The following is a 22,077-nucleotide window of genomic DNA, read 5'->3' as shown; positions in this document are numbered from 1 at the left end:
GTTCTTCGAAATCTAGCCCTCCATTCACAACGAATCGATTAAAGGAGTCGGTCGCGCTTTTCGCACGATCGAAACATCGTCAGCCGTAGGCCCTGGAGTGGCGTAGTCACGCTGGCGATAGATGAGCCCGATACGCCTCGGTTTTCGCCGCTTGTGAGTTTACGCGAGCGGGTGAAAATAAGCGTGTTTTATGAACGAGCGAATTCGCTCAATTAGAAAATAAGAGGGATAATGTATGCGGTATCAAAAAGTGTTATTCGGTTCAATGGCCTTAGCGCTATCAGCCAGTGCTGTGGGGCACGGGTTGGTATCCGAGCCGGCTTCACGCGCCTGGTTCTGTGGTGCGCTTACCAAGCCGGACCAAACTGAACCCGGCAGCGCCTGTGCCCAAGCGTTTGAAGACGACTTCAACGGCGGCTACCAGTTCATGAGCATTCTCACTCACGATGTGGGCCGCAAAGGCGTAACGCCGCTGCCCAACAACGTTTGTGGCTTTGACAGTGAAACCTGGGACGGCGGCGCCACTCCTTGGGATAAGCCCATTGACTGGCCCACCAACCAGATCAGTGCCGGTCAGCAGACCTTCACCTGGGATATTTCCTGGGGTCCTCACTTCGATGACACCGAAGAGTTTGTTTACTACATCACCAAGCCGGGTTTCGACTACCAGGTGGGTGAGCCTCTGAGCTGGGACGATTTCGAAAGCGAGCCCTTCTGTGACCTGACCGGTTACGACGACAGCAACCCCAGTGCAAGTCCGAACATTGACCCGGAGAAAGGGGCCTCTCTGTTCCATACCACTTGTAACGTCCCCGAGCGCTCGGGTCGCCACGTGATCTATGCCGAGTGGGGTCGTAACTACTTCACTTACGAGCGGTTCCACAGCTGTATCGATGTGGAATTTGGTGGTGGCAATGGCGGACCTGATCCGGTTGTCGCAAGCATCAATGCCAACCCGGGCAACAGCGTATTCGCCGGTGCCGGTACCATTGAGCTGAGCGCCGCCAATTCTCAGGGCAGCAACCTTAGCTATAACTGGAGCGTAGAGCCCGGTGATGACGCCACCTATAACCTCAGTGGCACTAGCGGGCCGAGCACCACTCTGACCCTGGCGGAAACTGACGTCGAAAATGACGTAACAGTGCGCTTGCAAGTGAGCAACAGTGACGGCAGCGATAATGCTGACTTCACCTTTACTCACATACCGTCTACCGGCGCCAGCTGGGAAGCGGTCGGACCGTTGACCAACCAAGCCGAAAACCTGGCCGAAGGTGATGAAGTGCAGCTGCGGCTGGTGACCAACGACGGCGCTGACGTTTATCTGCCCAGCGACGCGATGGTTATTACCAGTGATACCACTACGGGTAATGCATGGGCCTATGCGCTCGCCAACGAAGTGAACAGCGAAAATACCGATGTTCGCGTCGGCGTGTTGAATGACGATGGTGACGTTGAGCCGGTTAACAGCGCAACGGAAAACCGCGTATTCGCGCAGGTGCCCTCTAATTACACCGCCGCTTACCTGGAAATTGATGAGCAAGGTGGTTCCAGCTCCTCAAGCTCTTCCAGCTCTGAGCCGAACACCGGTGGTCAGCAGTGCGACTGGTACGGCACACTCACTCCGCTGTGTGATAACCAGAACTCCGGTTGGGGCTTTGAAGGTGGCGAAAGCTGTGTAGGCGCAGAAACCTGCAGCGCTCAGCCCGATCCCTACGGCATCGTAGGTGGTGGTTCCTCCGAGAGCAGCTCGGTTGCTTCCAGCGTTGCTAGCTCTGTTGCCTCTTCCAGTGCACCTGCCGGTGGTGGTAACTGCGAGTACGTGATCGAGAACGAGTGGGGCGGCGGTTTCACCGCATCGATCGTAATCACCAACGATGGTTCCACCGCGATTGACGGCTGGAATGTTTCTTGGGATTACAGCGGTGATACCCAAGTCACCAACAGCTGGAACGCGGAAGTGTCTGGCTCCGGTCCTTATACCGCCAGCGACATGGGCTGGAACGGTAGCATCCAGCCGGGTGCGTCCGTTGAGTTCGGTTTCCAAGGTTCCGGTTCTAGCGAAGTACCTGAAGTAACTGGCAGCGTTTGTAACTAAGACGTTGTTAAGGCTATAAAAAAACCGGGGGTCTTTGGCCCCCGGTTTTTTTATTGGGCTCTAGTATTTCCTGCCCAGAGACACCATCAGCATCGCAAACAGAAACAGCAGGCCGGCGCTGCCGCCGCCACTGTCCGACTGCTCGGGGTGCTCCCCACCCTGGTGGCCATTGGCGCTGCCCTCATCCTCGTCGAGGTTCCCGGCGTTCTCTTCCTCGTTTTCCCCGCCACTTCCTTCGCCGCCTTCCGCTGACGTTTGGCTTACCTGAAACACCGCCGTAGTGCGAGCCGGCACGGTGAAGGTGCCCGTATCCGCATCGAATCTGGCCTCCTGAAGGCGCTCATCCGCGGAGTCCTGCTGAATCGGATGCAGTTCGAATGCCAAGCCTTCCCACTCCCCTTTAGCCAGGGTCTGCGCCTCGGTATGGGCGTTGAACAGCACCATGAGCATGTCCCGCTTTGGATCCCAGTCGGCTTCGCTATCGGTGAGCTTCATCGCGATAAGCGCGGGCCTCTGGCCGGTACCGGTGTTCTCAAAGCTGAGGGCCGACATGACCTCGGTTTCGGTTTCCAGGCGGAACAGTTTGGAACTGTGTCGGATTGCCAGCATTTCCTTGAAGTGCGAGAGGCTACGGCGAATGTGTGACTCTCCGATCGCCAGCGTCTCGTCCGCGAGACGAGGCTGGATGACCTCCCAGTTGGCTTCGGTGGAGTGAGCCGGGGGCAGGCCGCGGCCCCAGCCGTTCTGTTGGTAGCTGAAATCGAGCAGGTTGTACCAGTCCCCGGAATCATAGCTGTCCCGGTCCATGGACTTGGAGCGCATCAGCTCCTGGCCTGCTTGTATAAAAGGCACACCTTGGGCAAGCAGCACCAGGCTTGCGCCCAGGTTGTGAACGCGGACCCGGTCCTCCGGTGTGCGGTTCAGCGGGATTTTGTACTGGTTGATGTCAAAGAGGGTTTCGTTGTCATGCTTCTCAATGTAATTGATCGACTCCTGCGGATCCAATGTGTAGCCTACGGCTGCCCCATAATCACCGGTCGCGGCCTTACCTTGCCAGTCGGTAAACGCATAGTTTTTTAGACTACCCGCCAGACCAATGCGAATGCGGTCGGTGCTGCTAAGCAGCCTTTCCAGTTCATCGGCACTGCCCTCATTCTCGGCGTTGGGGTCGTAGTAGAGGCCATTGATAAAGCTCTGGTTCCTGACGTGATTGACGCCGGTATCGAAGGGGCTGCCGCCGCGCACCGCATCGCGAAATCGGTCATTGAAAGTGCCCACGCCGGTGCCGGCCATGTTGAGCTGTGTGGCCTGCTCGAAGCGGGCATCATTGGCTACTTCGCCAAAATTCCAGCCTTCGCCGTACAGGTAAATTTCCCCGCCGTTGACCCCGTGCTCCTCCTCGCTCAGCGTGGCCAGCTGCTCCTTGATGTTGAGAATATTGGCTTTGCTGTGGTGGCCCATCAAATCAAAGCGGAAGCTGTCGACTTTGTAGTGCTTGGCCCAGATCATCAGCGAGTCCGCCATAAATTTTTCCATCATGGCGTGCTCGGAAGCGGTGTTCTCACAGCAGGTGCTGCGCTCGATGTCGCCGTTGCCGTTCAGTCGATGGTAGTAACCGGGGACGACCTTATCCAGTACAGACTTTTCACCCAGGCCGGCCTGGCTGGTGTGGTTATACACCACGTCCACGACCACTCGAAGCCCGGCTTCGTTCAGTGCCTGGACCATTTCGCGGAACTCGATGATGCGGGTCGCCCCATCCGGGTCCGAGGCGTAGCTGCCCTCCGGGACATTGAAGTGGTGTGGGTCGTAACACCAGTTAAAGGCGTCACGGTCGCGAATGGCACTGATCGCTGCCTGTTGCTCGGTGCTGTCCGGCGCATACTGGGACAGATCTTGCTCCAAGGCCGCCTGGCTGTCAGGATCTTCCGGGATGGTGGCGCAGTCGTTCACGGGCAGTAAATGCACATGGCTCAGGCCCACCTCCCGTAGGGACTTCAGGTGAGTCATGCCCAGGCTTTCCTTGGCGGTGAAGGCCTTAAACTTACCGCGATAGGCTTTGGGTACTTCGTGGTCACTGATGCTGAAGTCGCGCACGTGCAGTTCGTATACCACCATGTCTTCAGGGGAGGTAAAGCTTGGCTTGCTCAGTGAGTCCCAACCCGTGGGCTTGAGGGAGTCGTCGTCCAGGTTGACTAGCTGGCTGCGTTTGCCATCGGTACTTGCGCTCAGGGTATAGGGATCGGTGACCCGGTGGGTTTCAACGGCGCCGGTTTGCGGTACGTAAACCTGGACCTTGAACTGATAGTACAGCCGGTCCCAGCCGGCCTCGCCACGGATACTCCATAAACCGGTTTGCGCGTCAAAAGTCATGGGCAACTCGGAGGGGGCGGTGTCCGGGTGGCTGTTTTCGTACAGTAGGAAGGTGACGTTTTGGGCCGTGGGCGCCCAGAGCTGAAGACCGGGAACGCCCTCGGTGTACACTGGGCCGAGTTGGCCTTGGTAGGTGTACAAGTCATCCAGTACGCCGGGAAGTTGAACGCCGGTCGCCTCGATCAGGACGCCGTCCTCATTGCTCGCCGATACCGCTACTTGGCCTTTTAGAATGGCTCTAACCTGTTCCCGGTCGGCTTCGGCAAGGGTGAAAATTGGGTAGTCAGCCAGGTGTGGAAACTGTTCGGTCAGGGTTTCGCTCATACCGTTGGCATCGTGACTCAGAGTGATTGACTCGCCACCGGTTACGCCCTCGGAGCGAGTGGTCAGATTGGCCTCTGCGCTGTAGTGTAGCTTCACAGTGGCCTGCGAATCGGCGGCGAAGGCAATAGTGTGTTCATTCAGCCAGTAGGCCTTGGACTGACTCAGGTCGCCTGCCGCCACCTTAGTGTCGATGTGAACACTGTTGTCCAAACGATTATAGGTAAACGTGACTGCGTCGCCGTTTCTCTCAACGGTAAAAGGAATGTTGCCGCCATCAAGGCCGTAGCTTTCGTCCCAGGTTTCGTTCAGCGCGATTTTGGCCTCGTAGTGGCCGGCCGGAATGTCGGTGGTGGTGTACTGATAGATGCCGGTATTGTCGGGGTCCTGGAGCCAAGCGCGCATGCAATCCGGGGCCCAGTTAACGGGACATCCCAAGGCCGTTTGAAAATTGCCCACGGCGGCGGCGATCACGTGGTTCCGACTATCGGCCACCCAGTGGCTGGAGGGGCTGTAATAGAAACGGACGTCGGCGTCATTGTCCAGATTGAGCGTGATGTTGCTGCCACTGGGTTCGGCGCCGGCTCCGTAGTTCTCATCCCAACGGTTGTTGAGAGCCACTTTGTATTCATACTCGCCCGCGGGGAGGCCAAAGGTTCCGCGCCATAGACCGTCGCTTCCGCGGGTCAGTTGCGATTCAGCACATTCCGGTGCCCAGTTGGCGGAACAACCGAGGGCGTTTTGCAGGTTGCCGGGAATGGACACGGCGGCGGGAGCGCTTGTATGGGCTGCCCAGGAGCTCGCCGGTGCGAGAGCGCTGATGGCCAGGGCTCCCGCCGCGACCCAACGCGGGGCGGTGTGGTGGTCTCGAGGATTCATTATTATATCTCCAAGCTTGTTTATAGAAGGTCCGGCCGTTATAGGGGCGGTGTTTGGGGCAAAAAAAAGGCGCAGTTGCCTGCGCCAAAGTTTCCCAACACAAAGCGGTGAGAGAATGGAGTAAAATTAGTAAGAGAACGTCCCGTTCGACGGGAGTTTCCATAATGTTGAACCGTACGTTAATCCTAGAATATGCAGCGTCACAGTTGCCCGATGAATTAGAACGTATAGTTCACGCCGAGCAGGTAGTTGGCTCCGAAGGTCTGGTAGGAAGTGATGCGCCGGGCATCGGCATCCTCAAACGCCACGGTATCTTCATCGGTGAGGTTCTGAGCCTGGAGCGTGACGGACAAGCCGTCCAGGGCCTGGAAGCCGCCGGCGCCAAAGTCGTAGCCGATTTGTGCATCCCACAGCTCTTCGCCCTGGCGCATTTGCGGTTCCAGCGCCAGGCTCAGACCGCGCCCTTCGCTCAAGAACTCATCGCGCTTGCGCCCGCTGATGCGGAACTCGAAGCCGTTCTTTTCATAAAAGAAGGTCAGCTGGTAAATCTCCTCGGAAAGTCCGGGCACTCGCATCGTTTCGCCCTCGTTTTCAATCTCGCCGTCGAGGAAAGTCGCGCTGGCCACCAGGCCGAACCCGTCGAGCATTTCGCTGAAGGTATAGAAAGGCAAGCTGCCGTGCAGTTCGATCCCCTCTACTTTGCCTTTGCCCACTTCGGCCAGCTCTGTTGAGAGCCCGCTAAAGGACTGGAAGTCCACATCGCCACTGTCATGGTAGCCAGCAATAAAGTAAGGGGTAAAGTCCCGCACCACCTCGGTGTTCAGGTGCCAGTTCAACAGGTCCTTGTAGAACCAGGTGGCGGCTAGGTAACCGTCATCGCTGAAATAATACTCATAGGCCAAATCGGTTTGAATGGCTTCGAGCGGGCGCAGCTCCGGGTTGCCGCTGTTCGCGTTCCAGGCGCTGAACTCCGGGTCATCACTTTCCCGGCGGGCATCGTCAAAATTAAAACCGATGGTGGTATTTGCGCGCATGTCGTCCATGCGGGCCCGGGAAATAGTCTTGGAGGTGGCAAAGCGTACCACCTGACTGTCCGTCATCTGGAAGTTCATGTTCAGGCTCGGAAGAACCTTGATATAGTCGGCGCCACCGGAAACCGGTACCGCTTCCACCTCGGCGAAGCCGGTCTCTTCATCGACGCCGGGCTGTGAGCGGAAGCCGTCCGAGCTCTGGTCGGTATCAACCACCTGCAAGCCAACATTACCGGAGAGAATACCGGTTTCAAAATCGGCCATGGCGTAGGCGGTCAGCACCTCCTCGGTGACGCTGTAGGTGTCGCCCAGGCGGTCGGTTTCAAATTCGGTGGCATCGATTTCGGTGTAGAGCTCGTCCCGATACATGCCCACGCCGTCATAGGCGAGCATGGACCCCAGCCCCAGGAAGCTCAGGTCCGTGGTGCCGACGTAGTAGGGTTCCAGTTCGGGATCGGTAAAGGCCAGCGCGGTTTGGTCCTCATAGGCATCCTCGACGTCGAACCCCGGGGCCACCAGAAAGGCGCCGTAATTGACCTTGCTCTTGGTTCGGTCGGAGTAATTCAAGCCAAACTCCAGCGCTTGAAGGAAATCCCCGTTGAGGTCCGCGTTGGCCGTCAGGCGCAGGGTATCCAAATCTTCTTCAAAGCGCGGGTAGTTGACGAAACCGTCTTGGGCGTTGTCATAGTCGCCCATGCGTTGGGCAATGGCGCCGCCCCAGGTTTGTGGGCCCGCCAGGCGAACCAGAGCCGGGTCGCTATAGTCGGGCATCTGGATACTGGAGTGCTCCCCAAACATGACGCCCGTGGGGTAGACCTGCTCCCAGGAGCGCGCCGAGGCGGCGCCTTGCTGGGTAGTACCGGCACGGCCGGTGCCGGAGTAGCTTTCGATGTTAATCAGGTCCTTGGTGGATTCGCTGGTGGCAATATCCACCTCGGCGGTCCAGGTGTCATTAATTCGGTATTCGGCATTGAAACCAAACGTGGTCAACTCGCCTTCTTTGTCTTCACCGTCGTTGCGAATCACGCTGTGAAAGCCGTTGAGCTCGCCGTTGACCACCAGGCCATCGACTACCTCTCCCGGTGTATATTGCGCGTTACTCCAGACCGGACCGCCTTCCTCAATCCCCCGGAAAACTTTGGATTCCAGAAAGTCGATATACAGGGCATCCACGGTGATGGCCAAGTCCTGGTTCGGCTCCCATTGGAAAACGCCGGAAACCGTATCGCGCTCCATGGTGGCCGAGCGTACATAGGAGTCGTGCCCGCCGAAGATAAAGCCCTCTTCAATTTCCGGGTAGCCCCAAATGCGGACATTTTCTTCCTGACTGGGAGACTCCATGGTGGCGACGGTAAACGCCACACCCAAGGTGTCCTGGGCGAACTTATCGGAATAGGTGAACGCCAGTCGGTGGCCGGTGTCATCGTAGTCCGGGTTGGCGGACTCCATGCCGTTCATTTCATAGTTGCCGTTAATGTTGATGATTCGATCGCTCTCCAGCGGGCGCAAGGTGCGCAGATCGACCACCCCGCCCAGCCCCTGGTTCATCAAGCTGGCATCGGGCGTCTTGTAGACCACGGCGTCGGAAATGATTTCAGAAGGATAGAGGTCGTACTCCACGCCCCGGTTGTCACCGATACCCAGCAACTCGCGGCCATTCATGGTGGTGGCGACGTAATCTTCATTGAAGCCGCGTACGGAAATGCCACTGGTGCGGCCATTAACGCGCTCACCGGCCAGCCCGGGCAAACGCGCCAATGATTCGGCGATGCTGGTATCCGGCAGCTTGCCAATGTCTTCAGCGGAAACCGCCTCCACGATGGAGGAGGATTCCTCTTTAATGGCAAGGGCGTTCATCAAGCTGCGGCGTATGCCGGTAACAACGACTTCTTCCATCGCGCCGACGCGGGGCTCGGCGTCCTGTTGGGCAAGTGCAGACGTTATGGGTAGGCCCGCCGCAAGGCAGCCGATCACGGAAGGCAACAAAAGCTTCTTGGTGTACATCATCAAACATCCCCTTTCATCGGTTATTATGGGTAAAGCGGTTAAATTGAGGCTATCCCATAGGGGTAGGGTGGGCAATTCATTGCATACGTATTCAAAGGCCTGCGTTGATGAATTCACAGTTGAATACGTATGCAAGGTGAGCCTGGTTACCGGAAGAGCGGCTGGATGTCTCCGTACCGCGAACAAAAAAGCCGCCGATACTCTAAAAGTAGTCGGCGGCTTGGTCGGTGTCCAAGATGCTTTACGCGACGAATAAGTCGCTACGTGAACGCATCAGCACTTTCTCCCTAAACCGGGAAAATTTTTCCGCCTCTTCAAGGCTCCATTTCAAAGAATGCTGCGCCATAGGGCGGGAGAGCAATATGTTGACCCTCCCAAAGCGCCCCCTCAAACCCATGGCCTTCCAGCATCCGGCTCAGTAGCAGCGAGCTGGCATCCACACTGATGGGTTCATCGGTAAAGTTCATGGCTACCACCAGCGTCTGCTCGGCGTGGGGGCGGAGGAATAGCATCGCACCTTCCGGGGCCTCCAAAAATGAATGTCGCCATTTCGCAGCGCCGGCTGACTTTTGCGCCAGACTACAAACCGACGATAGGCATTGAGAATTGAGGCCGGGTCATTCTCCTGAATCCCTACGGCTTTTGGGTAGTGCGCCGCTGGCACTGGCAGCCAGGTGCTGGGCGCGTTAGAGAAGCCGGCATTGGCTTGGTTCGCTTCCCACGGTATGGGTGTACGACAGCCGTCCCGGCCTTTGAAGCGCGGCCAAAACGCGATGCCATAGGGGTCTTGTAGCTCGTGCTTTTGGATCTCCGCTTCCGGTAACCCCAGTTCTTCGCCCTGGTAAACGCAGACGCTGCCCCGCAGCGACAGTAATAGGGCATTGAACAGTTTGGCCAGCGCATCGGGCTGCTCGGCGCCGCCCCAGCGGGACATCACGCGGGCAACATCGTGGTTGCCGATGGCCCAGCAGGGCCAGCCTTCACTCAGGCGGCTCTCTAGCGTTTCCACCGTCTGCCGGATGTATTCGGTTGAGAAGTGGTCCACCAGTAGTTCAAAGCTGTACGTCATGTGCAGCCGCTCATTGCCCTTGGTGTACTCGGCCATGGTGGCGAGCGAGTCCTCGGTGGAAATTTCCCCCAGCGTCACTGACCCCGGGTAGCGGTCCATCAGAGCGCGCAGCGATTCGAGAAAGGGCAGATTCTCAGGGCGGTCATTGTTGTAATAGTGGTATTGATACGCATAGGGGTTGTCTTCGCTAAAGCCCCGACCCTTGCGTTCCTCTCTCGGCTTTGCGGGGTTGTCCCGCAGCTGCTGGTCGTGAAAGCAAAAGCTGATAGCGTCCAGGCGCAGACCATCAACGCCGCGCTTTAGCCAGAACTCCACCTCCTCGAGGATTTGCGACTGAACATCCGGGTTGTGGAAGTTAAGGTCAGGCTGACTTTTCAGAAAGTTATGCAGGTAGTATTGCTCCCGGCGTGGCTCCCACTCCCAGGCGCAACCTCCAAAAATCGATAGCCAATTGTTGGGCGGGGTGCCATCTTCCCGGGGGTCCGCCCAAACGTACCAATCCGCCTTGGGGTTGCTCCGGCTCTGTCGGCTCTGCTCAAACCAAGCGTGCTGGTCCGAGGTGTGACTCAGTACTTGGTCGATAATGATTTTAATACCCTGGGCGTGCGCCTGCTCCACGAGGCGGTCAAAGTCCTCCAGCGTGCCGAATATTGGATCGATATCGCGGTAGTCGCTGATGTCGTAGCCGAAGTCTTTCATGGGCGACTTGAAAAAGGGCGATATCCAAATGGCATCGACCCCGAGGCTGGCAATGTAATTGAGCTTGGCGATAATGCCGGGGATGTCACCAATGCCATCGGCGTTGCTGTCCATCAGACTGCGAGGGTAGACCTGATAGATGACGGCACCGCGCCACCAAGGGTTAGTCTGCATGGGAGACCTCCGTGAAAACCGGTGCTGCGTCAGCACCCTGGAGCCGTGCGTATTGAATATGGGGTGAACTCATAGCGATACAGCCTTGAAGCCTTATTGTCGTCGTTTTCCGCCGCCCGTTGTCGATAACAAACGAACGCTCCTAACATTCACTCCAATATACGCCAGCCTCGGAAGGGGCGGCAATACGCTACATACGTATGCATGGGTCAGAGCGCTCGAAGAATGCCCGCGGGGGCAACGAATATGGCATGAATACGTATGCAGGCTATTGCTCAAAGTCGTCCGCTTCCTTAATTTAAACAACACTGCCTGGCCGGTGATGGAACGAGGTGACCGGGAAGGGAAAAACCCGGTTTCCCCGTCGCGTGCTAAGCTGTAATGCATCGCATAATTGATAAAAAGTGATCTCAATGACTCGAAAACCGCAACTCAGTTTTTGGCAGATCTGGAACATGAGCTTCGGCTTCCTCGGAATCCAGTTCGGCTTTGCGCTCCAGAATGCCAACGTCAGCCGCATTTTTCAGACGCTCGGCGCTCCCATCGATGACTTGGCGTTTCTGTGGCTGGCGGCGCCGATTACCGGCCTGCTGGTGCAGCCCGTTATTGGCTACTTGAGTGACAACACCTGGAACCGACTGGGGCGCCGCCGTCCCTACTTCCTGATGGGCGCGGTGCTCGCGAGCCTCGCGCTGCTGTATATGCCCCACTCACCCACCCTGTGGGTCGCCGCAGGCATGCTTTGGATTCTGGACGCCTCCATCAATATTTCCATGGAGCCCTTTCGCGCCTTTGTCGGGGATATGTTGCCGGAGAAGCAGAGAACCAGAGGCTTTGCCATGCAGAGCTTTTTCATTGGCGTGGGGGCGATTGTTGCCTCCTTTATGCCCTGGGTCATGACGAATTGGCTGGGCGTTAGCAACACTGCCCCGGCCGGGATCATTCCGAATTCGGTCGTCTATTCGTTCTGGATCGGCGGGGCGGTGTTGTTGCTTGCGGTGCTCTGGACGGTATTCACCACCAAGGAATACAGCCCGGAGGAAATCGCCGCGTTTGAGGAATTTCAGAAAACCCAGCGCCGGGCGGTGGTCCCCGAGCGGGAAAACCGAAGCGTGACTTCCTATCTGGCCTGGGGCGGCGGCTTCGTGTTGGTGGGGTTATTGGTGGCCGCTTCGGTGGGGGTGTTCGACCTGAATAAGGAGATTGTGGTGCTGGCGCTTCTGTTGGGAGGCGTCGGCCTGCTGCAACTGGTGGCGGGGGTGTTTCTTAAACAGGGGAAAACCCGGAACGGCGTCTATCAGGTGGCCCACGACTTGTTTCATATGCCCAAAACCATGGCGCAGTTGGCGGTGGTACAGTTCTTTTCCTGGTTTGCATTGTTTTCCCTGTGGATTTACGCCACCAGCGCGGTGACCAGCTTCCACTACGGTACGCTCGATACCACCTCCAAGCTCTATAATGATGGGGCCGACTGGGTGGGCGTACTTTTCGGTGCCTACAACGGCTTTGCGGCACTGGCGGCTATTGTAATTCCCTGGCTGGCGCGCAAGGCGGGGCGCAAGGGCGCGCACATGATTAACTTGTGTCTTGGCGCTGCCGGGCTGATATCGTTTATCGTTATTCGCGACCCGGTGTGGCTGCTGGTCTCGATGGTGGGGGTTGGTTTTGCCTGGGCGTCGATACTGTCCATGCCTTATGCGATTCTCTCCTGCTCCCTGCCCGCCCACAAAATGGGCGTCTATATGGGCATCTTTAATTTCTTTATTGTCATACCCCAGATTATTGCCGGCAGTTTGCTCGGGGTGATTCTCAATCAATTTTTTGGTGGAGAGGCGATTTATATTCTAATGGCGGGCGGCGTCGCCTTTCTGGTCGCGGCGGCGGCCACTCTCCTGGTTAACGACGAAGGGGCCGAAGTATGAATTCCACCTATCAGCGCCTGATCACCGCAAGCGGCGCGTTATTGCTCGGCGCTTGCGCCGCCCAGCCCGACTCCTCCACCCGAGCGCATTACTACGGCACCCAGGAGGCCTTTGCAGAGGAAGCCATTTACTTTTTGTTAACGGACCGTTTTGTTGATGGCGACCCGAGCAACAACCATGAAACTCAGGGCGGGGCCTTTCCCACCTTTGATCAACCGATGTTTGGCCCCGGCGGAAAAGAAGCCAATGTGGGCTATATGGGCGGCGATTTCAAAGGCATTCTGAACCATGCCGACTATTTGGCGGAGCTGGGCGTAACGGCCCTGTGGATCTCCCCCATTGTGGACAACCCCGACCAGGCATTCAGCGGCGGTGACCCCGTAGGCTTTGCGCAACCGGGCGATGGCGGTAAGACCGGTTTCCATGGGTACTGGGGCACCAATTTCTATCAAGTCGATGAGCATTGGGAGTCCGAGGGATTAACCTTTGCCGACCTGACCCGCCGGTTGCGGGACGAGCATGATATGAAGGTGGTGCTGGATATTGTGGCAAACCACAGCTCGCCGGCTTATTCCATGCCCGAGGACCAACCCATGTTCGGCGAGGTATACGGTCCCAACGGGGAGCTGGTGGCCGACCACGAAAACCTGCCACCGGAACAGCTGAACCCCAACAACCCGCTGCATGCCTTTTATGAGCGGGAAAAAGATCTGGCGCAGCTGGGAAAGTTCGATGACGATAACCCGCGGGTGATGGACTATGTGGTAGAGGCCTATCTGCAATGGATTGATCAGGGCGCGGCCGCGTTTCGGATCGATACGCTCAGACACAAACCCCATGACTTCTGGAAGAAATTTACCGACCGCATTCGGGTGGAGCATCCGGACTTCTTTATGTTCGGCGAAAGCTTTGTGTTTGATGCCGAGTTCCTGGGGGGGCATACCCAGCCGGAGAATGGCGGGGTCAGTGTTCTGGACTTTCCGGCGCAGGAAACCCTGACCCGGGTATTTGAAAACGCCGAGAGCGACTACTCTGAAATACTGAGCTACTTACACCTGGAGAACAGCCCCTACCACAACCCTTATGAGCTGGTGTCCTTCTACGAGAACCACGATATTCGGCGCATGGACGGGGATGAAAAAGCCTACATCAATGCCAATAATTGGCTGTTTACTGCCCGGGGTATCCCGTCCATTTACTATGGATCCGAAATCGGGTTTATGCCCGGCACCAAGGAGCACGAAGGTAACCGTAACTTCTTTGGTGAGAAGGGAATTGCCGAAGCCCGAAACAGCGAGATCGCCAAGAATCTGAAACGCATTGCGCATATTCGCCAGGATTCGGTGGCTCTGCAGAAGGGGCTTCAGGCCAATCTGGATTTTGACGGGCAGACCGCCGCCTTCTTGCGGGTCTATCAGGATGACCATCAGGCCCAGACTGCGCTGGTGTTGTTGAACAAGGGTGACGAGAAAGCGAGCTTAACAGTGAACCGCTGGTTGAATAGCGGTGAGTGGTACGACGCCCAGACCGGTGAGCGCTATGAGGTTGATACATCGCTGACGCTGGATGTGCCGAGAAATGGGGTGCGGGTGTTGTTGTTTGATGGGGTGGTGAATAACCAGGCGTTGGCGCGGCGGCTGGAGGTTTTGCAGGAGTTTTGAGGCTTGTTGTTAGGTGGCGCCCCTTCGGGGCTTACCAAACCTACGTTTTAAGCGACGTTTGAGTTACGCGTCGTTAGGTGGCCCCCTTCAGGACTTACCTAACCTACGTTTTAAACGATGCTTGAATCATGGGTAGGTCGGGTAAGCCCCTGGGCGCACCCGACAATTCACTTCGAACTCGCTCCACACGACCCTCGCACAATCAAATCCGTCGGCAAAAGAAAGGACTCGGTTTCTTCGCCCTCAATCATCTTCAGTAAGCTGTCCACCAACAGCTCTCCCGCCAACTTCGTATTTTGCTGAACGGTCGTCAGCGGCGGATGGGTGTAGGACGCCGCCGGAATATCATCAAACCCCACCACGGCCACATCCGCGGGAACGGTCATGCCCGCCGCTTCCATGCCCTGGATGGCCCCAATGGCAATGAGGTCACTGGCTCCGAACACCGCATCAAAGCTCGCCCCTCGTTCGAGCAAGGTTTCCACGCCGGTGCGGCCTTCGCGCTCAGAGGTCTCGGCCGAAACCTGCAGCGCCGGGTCCACGTCGATAGCAAACTCTTGTAGCGCACGGGCATAACCCTCATACCGGCGCTTGAACTCCGGGGCGTGCTCGCTGGCTTCGCCAATAAAGGCGATGCGTCGGCGCCCCAGCCGCAGCAGGTGACGGGTCGCCTTGTAGGCGCCATTGTAGTTATCGCAACCGATGGACATGCCCGGCTGGCCGGGGAGCACGGGGCCGAAAGTAATATAGTGTGCGCCCACTTCGTTCAGTTGAATCAGCTTTTCCACGTAGGTCACGTAGTCGCCATAACCGAGAAAGATAATCCCGTCGGCCCGGTGGGCATCCTCGAAATCCGCATGCCAATCGTCGCTCATCTGCTGGAAGGAGACCAGCAGGTCGAACTGCCGGTGGGCGCAAGCCCGGGTAATACTGCCGAGCATGGACAGGAAAAACGGGTTGATCATGGAATCCCCGATGCCCTGGTCTTCGCACAATAGCAAGGCAATGGTTCGGGTCTGCTTGGAGCGCAGGTTGCGCGCGTTCTTGTCCACCTTATAGTTCAGCTCGCGAGCGATGGTCTGAATACGCTTGCGGGTGGCTGCATTGACCAGAGGGCTGTCGCGCAGGGCGCGCGAGACCGTGGACTGAGACACCCCCGCCCGGTAGGCGATATCAAAGGAGGTGGGTTTTTCGTCTTTCATACACCGACAGTCCCCGGTCGAAGTGGACGACCGCTGTTGTTGTTATAGGAGGTGCCCTAACGCGTCACGTTGGGGGATGGGCAGAATATAGCACAAGGGCCGCGGTAGGCGCACGCGGCGCAGGGTCGGGCTAAAGGGAGGTGAAACAGGGCTAGCGACGGCCACTCGGCCCCCGGCTCAAGCCGGGAGCTGTCGGTGGAGGCTGAGCAGCTGTTTCAGCGGGTCAGCTACTTCAGCCCCAAGGCGCTATCGTGAGGCGCGCCGCAGCGCGTAAGCGCGCCACAGGAAGTAGGCCACGGGCAGTATCAGCAGGGTGAGCACCAGTGTCGAAACGGTGCCGCCGATCATTGGCGCGGCGATGCGCTGCATCATGTCCGCCCCGGCGCCGCCCCCGAGCATGATGGGCAGCAGGCCGACAAAGAGCGTGGTGGCGGTCATCACAATGGGGCGCAGGCGCAGGCCCGCGCCCTCCAGGACCACCGCTTTCAAGTCCTCGCGAGTCATCGTCCTGTTCTCGTCATCACATCGGCGTTTGCAGGCCTGAAACTCGAGGTTCAGGTACACCAGCATCAACACTCCGATCTCCACCGCCACGCCGGCCAGGGCAATAAAGCCCATGGCCACCGCCACGGACAGATCGTAGTCCAACGCCAACATCAACCAAATGCCCCCCAGAAGCCCAAAGGGCAGCGTGGCCAGAATCAGCGCCACCTCCATCACGCTGCGGAAGTTGAGGTACAGCAACAGAACGATAATGCCGAGCGTCACCGGCAGTACCAGAGCCAGTCGCTCCTTGGCCCGCTCCAGGTATTCGTACTGCCCCGCCCAGCGCAGCGAGTAACCCGCCGGCAGCTTCAACTGGTCCGACACTGTTTGTTGGGCTTCAGCCACGTAGGAGCCCAGGTCCCGCCCCTCGATGTCCACGAACACCCAGCCGTTGAGCCGGGCGTTTTCGCTCTTGATGGCGGGAGGGCCGTCTTCGACATAAATATCGGCCACGGCGCCCAGGGGAATATGCCCCCCTTCCGGTGTGACCACCGGCAGAGTTCGCAGCGCTTCGGGCGAGTCGCGGTATTGGGGTGGGTAGCGCAGGTTGACCGGGTAGCGTTCCAGCCCCTCCACGGTTTCGGTGATATTGACACCGCCCACCGCGCTTCGAATTACGGCCTGAACATCGGCAATGTTTAACCCGTAGCGGGCCGCCTCGGCGCGCTTAATGTCCACTTTCAGGTAACGGCCTCCCGCCACCCGCTCGGCGTAAGCCGACAGGGTCCCGGGCACGTCCGCGAGGATGGTTTCCAGCTCTTTCCCCAAGTCCTGAATAACGCCCAGCTCCGGCCCGGCGATCTTGATGCCCACGGGGGTTTTGATGCCGGTGGCGAGCATATCGATGCGGGTCTTAATGGGCATGACCCAGGCGTTGGTGAGGCCGGGAAAGTCGATTAGGCTCTCCAGCTCCCGGCGCAAGTCATCTTGGGTGAGGCCGGGGCGCCACTGGTCCCTGGGTTTGAACTGGATGACCGTCTCGATCATGGTCAGCGGAGCCGGGTCAGTGGCGGTATCGGCCCGGCCGATTTTCCCGAGAACGGTGTCTACCTCTGGCACAGTTTTGATCAAGCGGTCGGTCTGTTGCAGAACCTCTCGGGCCTCCCCGATGGATAAGCCGGCGTAGGTGGTGGGCATATACATCAGGTCGCCCTCATCCAGCGGCGGCATAAACTCGGTGCCCAGTTTTTGGGCCGGCCAGAAGCCGGCGACCATGATCACCAGCGCCAGAACCACCAAAGTCTTGGGGAAACGCAGCGCACCGCGCAGCACCGGCCGGTAGCCGGCGATCAGCAGGCGGTTCACCGGGTTTTTCCTCTCGGGCAGAATGCGCCCACGTACGCAGTAGCCCAGCAGCACCGGCACCAGCGTGATGGCCAGCCCGGCGGAGGCCGCCATGGCATAGGTTTTCGTGAAGGCCAGGGGTGAGAACATTCGGCCCTCTTGCGCCTCCAGCGCGAACACCGGCAAAAAGCTCAGGGTAATAATCAGCAGGGAGAAAAACAGCGCCGGCCCCACCTCGGCCGAGGCCCGAGCCACCAGCGGCCAGCGCTCCTCCGGGCGCAGGGGCCCCTTGTGCTGCTCCAGGTGTTTGTGCAGGTTTTCAATCATGACCACCGCACCGTCCACCATGGCGCCGATGGCGATAGCGATACCCCCCAGGGACATGATATTGGCGTTCATGCCCTGCAACCGTATGATGATCACCGCTACGAGCACGCCCAAGGGCAGGCTAAACACCACCACCAAGGAGGAGCGCAGGTGAAACAGGAACAGGGCGCAGATCAGCACGACGACGAGCAGCTCCTGGCCGAGCTTTTTGTAGAGGTTTTCGACCGCGTTAAGAATCAGCCGGGAGCGGTCATAGACGGTGACCAGCTCCACCCCCTCGGGCAGGCTTGGGCGCAGCTCATCCAGGCGCTTTTTTACCCGGCCGATTACCTCGGCGGCATTTTCGCCGGAGCGCATCACCACAATACCGCCGACCACTTCGCCCTCGCCGTTGAGGTCGGCCACGCCGCGGCGCATTTGCGGCCCCAGGCCAATCTCGGCGACATCCCCCAGCAATAAGGGCGTTCCATCCGCGCTGGTGCGCAGAGGGATGGTTTCCAAGTCCTCCACACTGTCGAGGTAGCCGCTCACCCGCAGCATGTATTCGGCTTCCGCCATCTCCACCACCGACGCGCCGGTTTCCTGGTTGGCCCGCTCAATGGCCATGCGAACGTGGGACAGGGGCAACTGGTAGGCGCGCAGCTTTTCGGGGGAGAGGGTGACTTGGTACTGGCGAACCATGCCGCCCACGGTGGCGATTTCCGAAACGCCGTCCACCGCTTGCAACTCGTACTTGAGGAACCAGTCTTGCAGGCTGGTCAGCTCCGACAGGTTGTGTTGCCCGGTGCGGTCCACCAGGGCGTACTGATACACCCAGCCCACGCCGGTGGCGTCCGGCCCCAGTTCGGGACGCGCCGCATCGGGCAGATCACCGCTGGCCTGGCTCAGGTATTCCAATACCCGGGAGCGGGCCCAGTAAAGGTCGGTATCGTCTTCAAAAATAACGTACACATAGGAGTCTCCATAGAAGGAGAAACCCCTGACGGTTTTGGTGTTGGGCACCGACAGCAGCGCGGTGGTCAGCGGGTAGGTCACCTGGTCCTGCACCACTTGGGGTGCCTGACCCGGGTAGCTGGTTTTCACAATTACCTGCACATCCGACAGGTCCGGAATGGCGTCCACCGGGGTGGTGCGGGCGGCGTAGATCCCCCAGCCGGCCAGTAGCACGCTGGCCAGCAGCACGAACAGGCGGTTGTGAACCGACCAGCGAATGACGGCGGCGATCATTGATCACCTCCCTTCATGTCTTCATGATCCATTTCGCCATGGTCCATATCACCCTGGTCCATGTTGTCATGGTCCATGCCTTCATGATTCATCTCGTCGTGGTTCATGCTTCCATGATCCATGTCTTCATGGTCCATATTTTCGTGATCCATGTCGCCATGATCCATATCACCGTGCCCCATGGCCTCGTGATCCATTTCCTCGTGTTCCATGGGCGAGCCTGAGGTGTCATCGGCCTCCTCCTGCTCGGGAGCGGTTTCAAACCGGCTCAAATCCGCCTCTCGGCTGGACTCGGAATCGATCAGGAACTGCCCATCCACGACCACTTGGTCACCGGCCTCCAGGCCCGCCAGGATCTCTATACGATCGTCCGCACGGGCACCGAGCTTAACTGGCACGGAGCGGAAGCGTTCGGGGCCGGCTTTCAGAACCACCCGGGCGCCCGCGCCGGTGCGGATGATCGCGGAGGCTGGGGCTGTCAGCACTGCGTCTCGCGCCTGTGTGTGAATCCGGGCTTCTACGTACATGCCCGGCTTCAGCCGGCCATCCTCATTGGGGAAAACCGAACGGGCGCGCAGGGTGCGTTGGTCTTCGTTCAGAGTGGGGTACAGGTAATCCAACTGGCCCGACCACTCCCGCCCGGGGTAGGCGTCGGCCGTGAGAGTCACCGGTTGCCCGGCCTTAAGCAGTCCGGCCTGATGTTCGAAGGCCTCCAATGTGACCCAGATATCCTCCAGAGAGCCCAGGGACATCAGGTTCTGAGGCAAGTCGACGAAATTGCCTTCGCGCACGCCCAGGTTAAACACATAGCCGTCCCGGTCAGCGTAGTAGTGCAGCCGTTGGCGGACCTCCCCGGTTTTCTGCAGTCGTTCGATTTCGCGGTCGCTCACGCCCTTGGCCTGCAAGGTGGCAATGGAGGAGCGCGCCAACGCCGGGCGTTGCTCACGCAGGGCCTGCAAATACTCCTGCTGGATGTTGACGATTTCCGGCGAATAGAACTCAAAGAGCTTTTGCCCGGCCTTGACCGGGTCGCCCTCCGTGGCCACCGACAGCTCGCTGATCCAGCCCTTGGCCCGCACATGATAATGCTTGAGCCGGTTCTGATTGGTCATTACGTAGCCGGTTGTAGTCACCGGGCGGTGAAAGGGGCCGCGAGTGACTTCACCCAACTTCAGCCCCAGATTGTGCTGCACGGTGGGGGAGACTTTTACGTCACCGGGCTCGTTTGCCTGGTCCTCGGCGTAGACCGGGACCAAGTCCATCCCCATGGGGGATTGGCCGGGCTCGTCGCGCCGGTAGCTGTCGTCCATGGGTGCGACCCAGTACAGAGGCTCCCCCTTCTCGGAGTCGGCCGAAGTGTCGTCGGAGGCCGCTTCGCCCCCGCTGATGGGCGTGGCTGAAAAGAACCAAGCACCGGCGCCAACGCCGATGAGCAGGGCACCCAGTAGGGCGCCGGAAAAAACCAGTTTGTTCATGAGACCTGTCCACAAAGGGTTGAAACGAATAGCAAGAAGGTGCGTTTTTCAGGCGCACTGACCCTGTGTTCAGGCGAGAATGGGTGGGCGAAGCAGCTCCGCGGGGGTGTGGCTGGGGGGCCGATTTCGGGCAATCGGGGGGTGAGAAACGCTGTGGAGCGATAGCGCAGCGGGAGAGGTGGTCACCGCCACCGTGCCGGAGCAGGTACCGGGGCAGCAGTGGCACTGGGTTTCGCAATCCTGCCCCTGCGTCATTGACGCGTCGGTGGCCGCGTGGGCTTCAGAATGATGCCCATCCATCCCCTCACAGTGCGTTTCCGGGGCCTGCATCTGTGAATGCGAGGCTCCCGCCGGCCCTGCTATTGCCAGCAGTAACGCAAATAAACAATGGAACAGGGCGCGGCTCGTCATGTCACCAGTTTAGCGTAGGCTGGGGTTTGCGCATAGCCCTAAGCTGGGAAGAGCCTAAGCCTCAAGCCGGTGGCAGGTGTATGCTAGGCTTTAAGCAACCGATACTGTCAGGCCAAAGAGGAGAGCCAATGAAAGCGTTTTTTCATCCGAGCCAGGACAAGCACGCCCCACAATCCTACCTGACCCGCGGTCAGATGCGGGCGCCTCAGGAGCTGCCTGCACGGACGCCGGAACTGATCAAAGGCTTGGAAGCGCTGGGGGTGACCCCCGAGCAAGCCAGTGACCACGGTATGGATATGATCGGCCGGGTGCACGATCTGGGCTACCTGCGCTTTCTCGAGTCCGCCCACCGGCGCTGGCCGGAGGACTGGGGCGAGGAAGTTATGTCCAACATCTTTGTTCGCTCCCCCAACCCCCTGCGGGGCATTCTGGCCGAGTCCGCTCGCTACCAGGCCGACGGCAGCTGCCCCATCGGCCCCCATACCTGGGAGGCGGCCTACTGGTCCGCCCAAAGCGCCCTGTCGGCAGCGGACGAGCTGCTGGCCGGGGACTCACTGGCCTACGCCCTTTGCCGCCCACCGGGCCACCACGCTCGCATCGATGCGGCCGGGGGCTTTTGCTACCTGAACAACGCCGCCATCGCCGCCGAAGCGTTGCGCACGAAGTATGAGCGCGTCGCGATCCTGGACCCGGACATGCACCACGGCCAGGGTGTGCAGGAAATATTCTACGAGCGCGATGATGTGCTTTACGTCTCCATCCACGGCGACCCCACCAACTTCTACCCCGTGGTCAGTGGCCATGAAGACGAGCGCGGGGCCGGCCCCGGTTACGGCTACAACATCAATATGCCCATGCCCCACGGCTCGCCGGAGTCAGCGTTTTTTGAGAAGCTGGCCGACGCGGCCGATGCCATCCGGCTGTTCGAACCCGATGTACTGATCGTGGCTCTCGGTTTCGACGTCTACCACGAAGACCCCCAAGCCAAAGTCTCGGTCAGCACCGAAGGCTTCACCCATATGGGGGAAGGTATTAAAGCCATGGGGCTGCCGACCCTGGTCGTGCAGGAAGGTGGCTACCACCTCGAGTCCCTCGCCACTAACGCCAAGCACTTTTTCGACGGGCTGCGCTGATGCTTTGGCTGGGTGTCCTACTGGTCGCGCTGTTTCCCGCTTACGCGCACTGGCGGCTCCCCTCCCACGCGGAAAACCGGGGAGCTCGGTGGCTGACCGCCGGCTTTCTGGTTTTGCTAGGCATAGGAGTGGGCTGGGCCACCGGGTTTCGCTATTTCCCGGTGGCCGAAGGCGCCGACCGCTGGGCGCTATTTTTAATCGGTTTTGGCGTGGCTCACTTTCCGGCGGCTTGTGTCCTTTT

At 58.9% G+C, this 22,077-nt stretch carries 13 protein-coding genes; 5 read left to right on the top strand and 8 right to left on the bottom strand.

Going from position 1 to position 22,077, the window contains the following annotated elements:
* Nucleotides 1–235 precede the first annotated feature (235 nt).
* On the top strand, nt 236–2,095 hold the full coding sequence (locus tag AAE514_RS16615) for a lytic polysaccharide monooxygenase (RefSeq protein ID WP_347332684.1): 1,860 nt from the start codon (nt 236–238) through the stop codon (nt 2,093–2,095).
* Between the two features lie 60 nt (nt 2,096–2,155).
* On the opposite strand, the gene pulA is transcribed toward AAE514_RS16615, so the two are convergent.
* The 4 genes from pulA to AAE514_RS16595 form a co-directional block, all read right to left on the bottom strand.
* Nucleotides 2,156–5,668: a pullulanase-type alpha-1,6-glucosidase gene (gene pulA / locus AAE514_RS16610; RefSeq protein ID WP_347332683.1), complete on the bottom strand. Its 3,513-nt coding sequence runs from the start codon at nt 5,666–5,668 to the stop codon at nt 2,156–2,158.
* Between the two features lie 218 nt (nt 5,669–5,886).
* Nucleotides 5,887–8,706: a TonB-dependent receptor gene (locus tag AAE514_RS16605; protein WP_347332682.1), complete on the bottom strand. Its 2,820-nt coding sequence runs from the start codon at nt 8,704–8,706 to the stop codon at nt 5,887–5,889.
* Between the two features lie 314 nt (nt 8,707–9,020).
* Entirely contained in the window at nt 9,021–9,173 is a 153-nt protein-coding gene (locus AAE514_RS16600; protein ID WP_430623912.1) for a hypothetical protein, read from the bottom strand.
* A 2-nt stretch (nt 9,174–9,175) separates the two neighbouring features.
* Entirely contained in the window at nt 9,176–10,648 is a 1,473-nt protein-coding gene (locus AAE514_RS16595; protein ID WP_347332680.1) for an alpha-amylase family glycosyl hydrolase, read from the bottom strand.
* Between the two features lie 413 nt (nt 10,649–11,061).
* On the opposite strand from AAE514_RS16595, the gene AAE514_RS16590 reads away from it, so the two are divergent.
* On the top strand, nt 11,062–12,570 hold the full coding sequence (locus AAE514_RS16590; RefSeq protein WP_347332679.1) for an MFS transporter: 1,509 nt from the start codon (nt 11,062–11,064) through the stop codon (nt 12,568–12,570).
* On the top strand, nt 12,567–14,231 hold the full coding sequence (locus AAE514_RS16585) for an alpha-amylase family glycosyl hydrolase (RefSeq protein WP_347332678.1): 1,665 nt from the start codon (nt 12,567–12,569) through the stop codon (nt 14,229–14,231). The genes AAE514_RS16590 and AAE514_RS16585 overlap by 4 nt, the downstream gene beginning before the upstream one ends.
* Nucleotides 14,232–14,398: 167 nt before the next feature.
* Here AAE514_RS16585 and AAE514_RS16580 read toward each other — a convergent pair whose 3' ends face one another.
* From AAE514_RS16580 to AAE514_RS16565, 4 genes are all read right to left on the bottom strand, one after another.
* Complete coding sequence (locus AAE514_RS16580; protein WP_347332677.1) at nt 14,399–15,433, bottom strand: LacI family DNA-binding transcriptional regulator; 1,035 nt, start codon at nt 15,431–15,433, stop codon at nt 14,399–14,401.
* A 246-nt stretch (nt 15,434–15,679) separates the two neighbouring features.
* On the bottom strand, nt 15,680–18,817 hold the full coding sequence (locus AAE514_RS16575; protein WP_347332676.1) for an efflux RND transporter permease subunit: 3,138 nt from the start codon (nt 18,815–18,817) through the stop codon (nt 15,680–15,682).
* Nucleotides 18,814–20,292 carry an efflux RND transporter periplasmic adaptor subunit gene (locus AAE514_RS16570; RefSeq protein ID WP_347332675.1) on the bottom strand — a complete coding sequence of 493 codons (1,479 nt, stop codon included), beginning with the start codon at nt 20,290–20,292 and terminating at the stop codon, nt 18,814–18,816. Before AAE514_RS16570 ends, AAE514_RS16575 begins: the two co-directional genes overlap by 4 nt.
* A gap of 69 nt (nt 20,293–20,361) precedes the next feature.
* On the bottom strand, nt 20,362–20,622 hold the full coding sequence (locus tag AAE514_RS16565; protein ID WP_347332674.1) for a hypothetical protein: 261 nt from the start codon (nt 20,620–20,622) through the stop codon (nt 20,362–20,364).
* Nucleotides 20,623–20,831: 209 nt separating this feature from the next.
* On the opposite strand from AAE514_RS16565, the gene AAE514_RS16560 reads away from it, so the two are divergent.
* Together AAE514_RS16560 and AAE514_RS16555 are read left to right on the top strand one after the other, a co-directional pair.
* Nucleotides 20,832–21,836 carry a histone deacetylase family protein gene (locus AAE514_RS16560; RefSeq protein WP_347332673.1) on the top strand — a complete coding sequence of 335 codons (1,005 nt, stop codon included), beginning with the start codon at nt 20,832–20,834 and terminating at the stop codon, nt 21,834–21,836.
* A partial coding sequence (locus AAE514_RS16555; protein WP_347332672.1) for a hypothetical protein occupies nt 21,836–22,077 on the top strand: 242 nt, incomplete at its 3' end. The genes AAE514_RS16560 and AAE514_RS16555, both read left to right, overlap by 1 nt.

Source organism: Marinimicrobium locisalis (genome assembly GCF_039822625.1).
Lineage (GTDB): Bacteria > Pseudomonadota > Gammaproteobacteria > Pseudomonadales > Cellvibrionaceae > Marinimicrobium > Marinimicrobium locisalis.
This window is presented reverse-complemented; position numbering and strand designations above follow the sequence as displayed.

Bases quoted from the DNA above. Each gene is read 5' to 3' on its own strand.
- AAE514_RS16615 (WP_347332684.1), top strand. From the start codon at position 236: ATGCGGTATCAAAAAGTGTTATTCGGTTCAATGGCCTTAGCGCTATCA.
- pulA (WP_347332683.1), bottom strand. From the start codon at position 5,668: ATGAATCCTCGAGACCACCACACCGCCCCGCGTTGGGTCGCGGCGGGA.
- AAE514_RS16605 (WP_347332682.1), bottom strand. From the start codon at position 8,706: ATGATGTACACCAAGAAGCTTTTGTTGCCTTCCGTGATCGGCTGCCTT.
- AAE514_RS16600 (WP_430623912.1), bottom strand. From the start codon at position 9,173: ATGAACTTTACCGATGAACCCATCAGTGTGGATGCCAGCTCGCTGCTA.
- AAE514_RS16595 (WP_347332680.1), bottom strand. From the start codon at position 10,648: ATGCAGACTAACCCTTGGTGGCGCGGTGCCGTCATCTATCAGGTCTAC.
- AAE514_RS16590 (WP_347332679.1), top strand. From the start codon at position 11,062: ATGACTCGAAAACCGCAACTCAGTTTTTGGCAGATCTGGAACATGAGC.
- AAE514_RS16585 (WP_347332678.1), top strand. From the start codon at position 12,567: ATGAATTCCACCTATCAGCGCCTGATCACCGCAAGCGGCGCGTTATTG.
- AAE514_RS16580 (WP_347332677.1), bottom strand. From the start codon at position 15,433: ATGAAAGACGAAAAACCCACCTCCTTTGATATCGCCTACCGGGCGGGG.
- AAE514_RS16575 (WP_347332676.1), bottom strand. From the start codon at position 18,817: ATGATCGCCGCCGTCATTCGCTGGTCGGTTCACAACCGCCTGTTCGTG.
- AAE514_RS16570 (WP_347332675.1), bottom strand. From the start codon at position 20,292: ATGAACAAACTGGTTTTTTCCGGCGCCCTACTGGGTGCCCTGCTCATC.
- AAE514_RS16565 (WP_347332674.1), bottom strand. From the start codon at position 20,622: ATGCAGGCCCCGGAAACGCACTGTGAGGGGATGGATGGGCATCATTCT.
- AAE514_RS16560 (WP_347332673.1), top strand. From the start codon at position 20,832: ATGAAAGCGTTTTTTCATCCGAGCCAGGACAAGCACGCCCCACAATCC.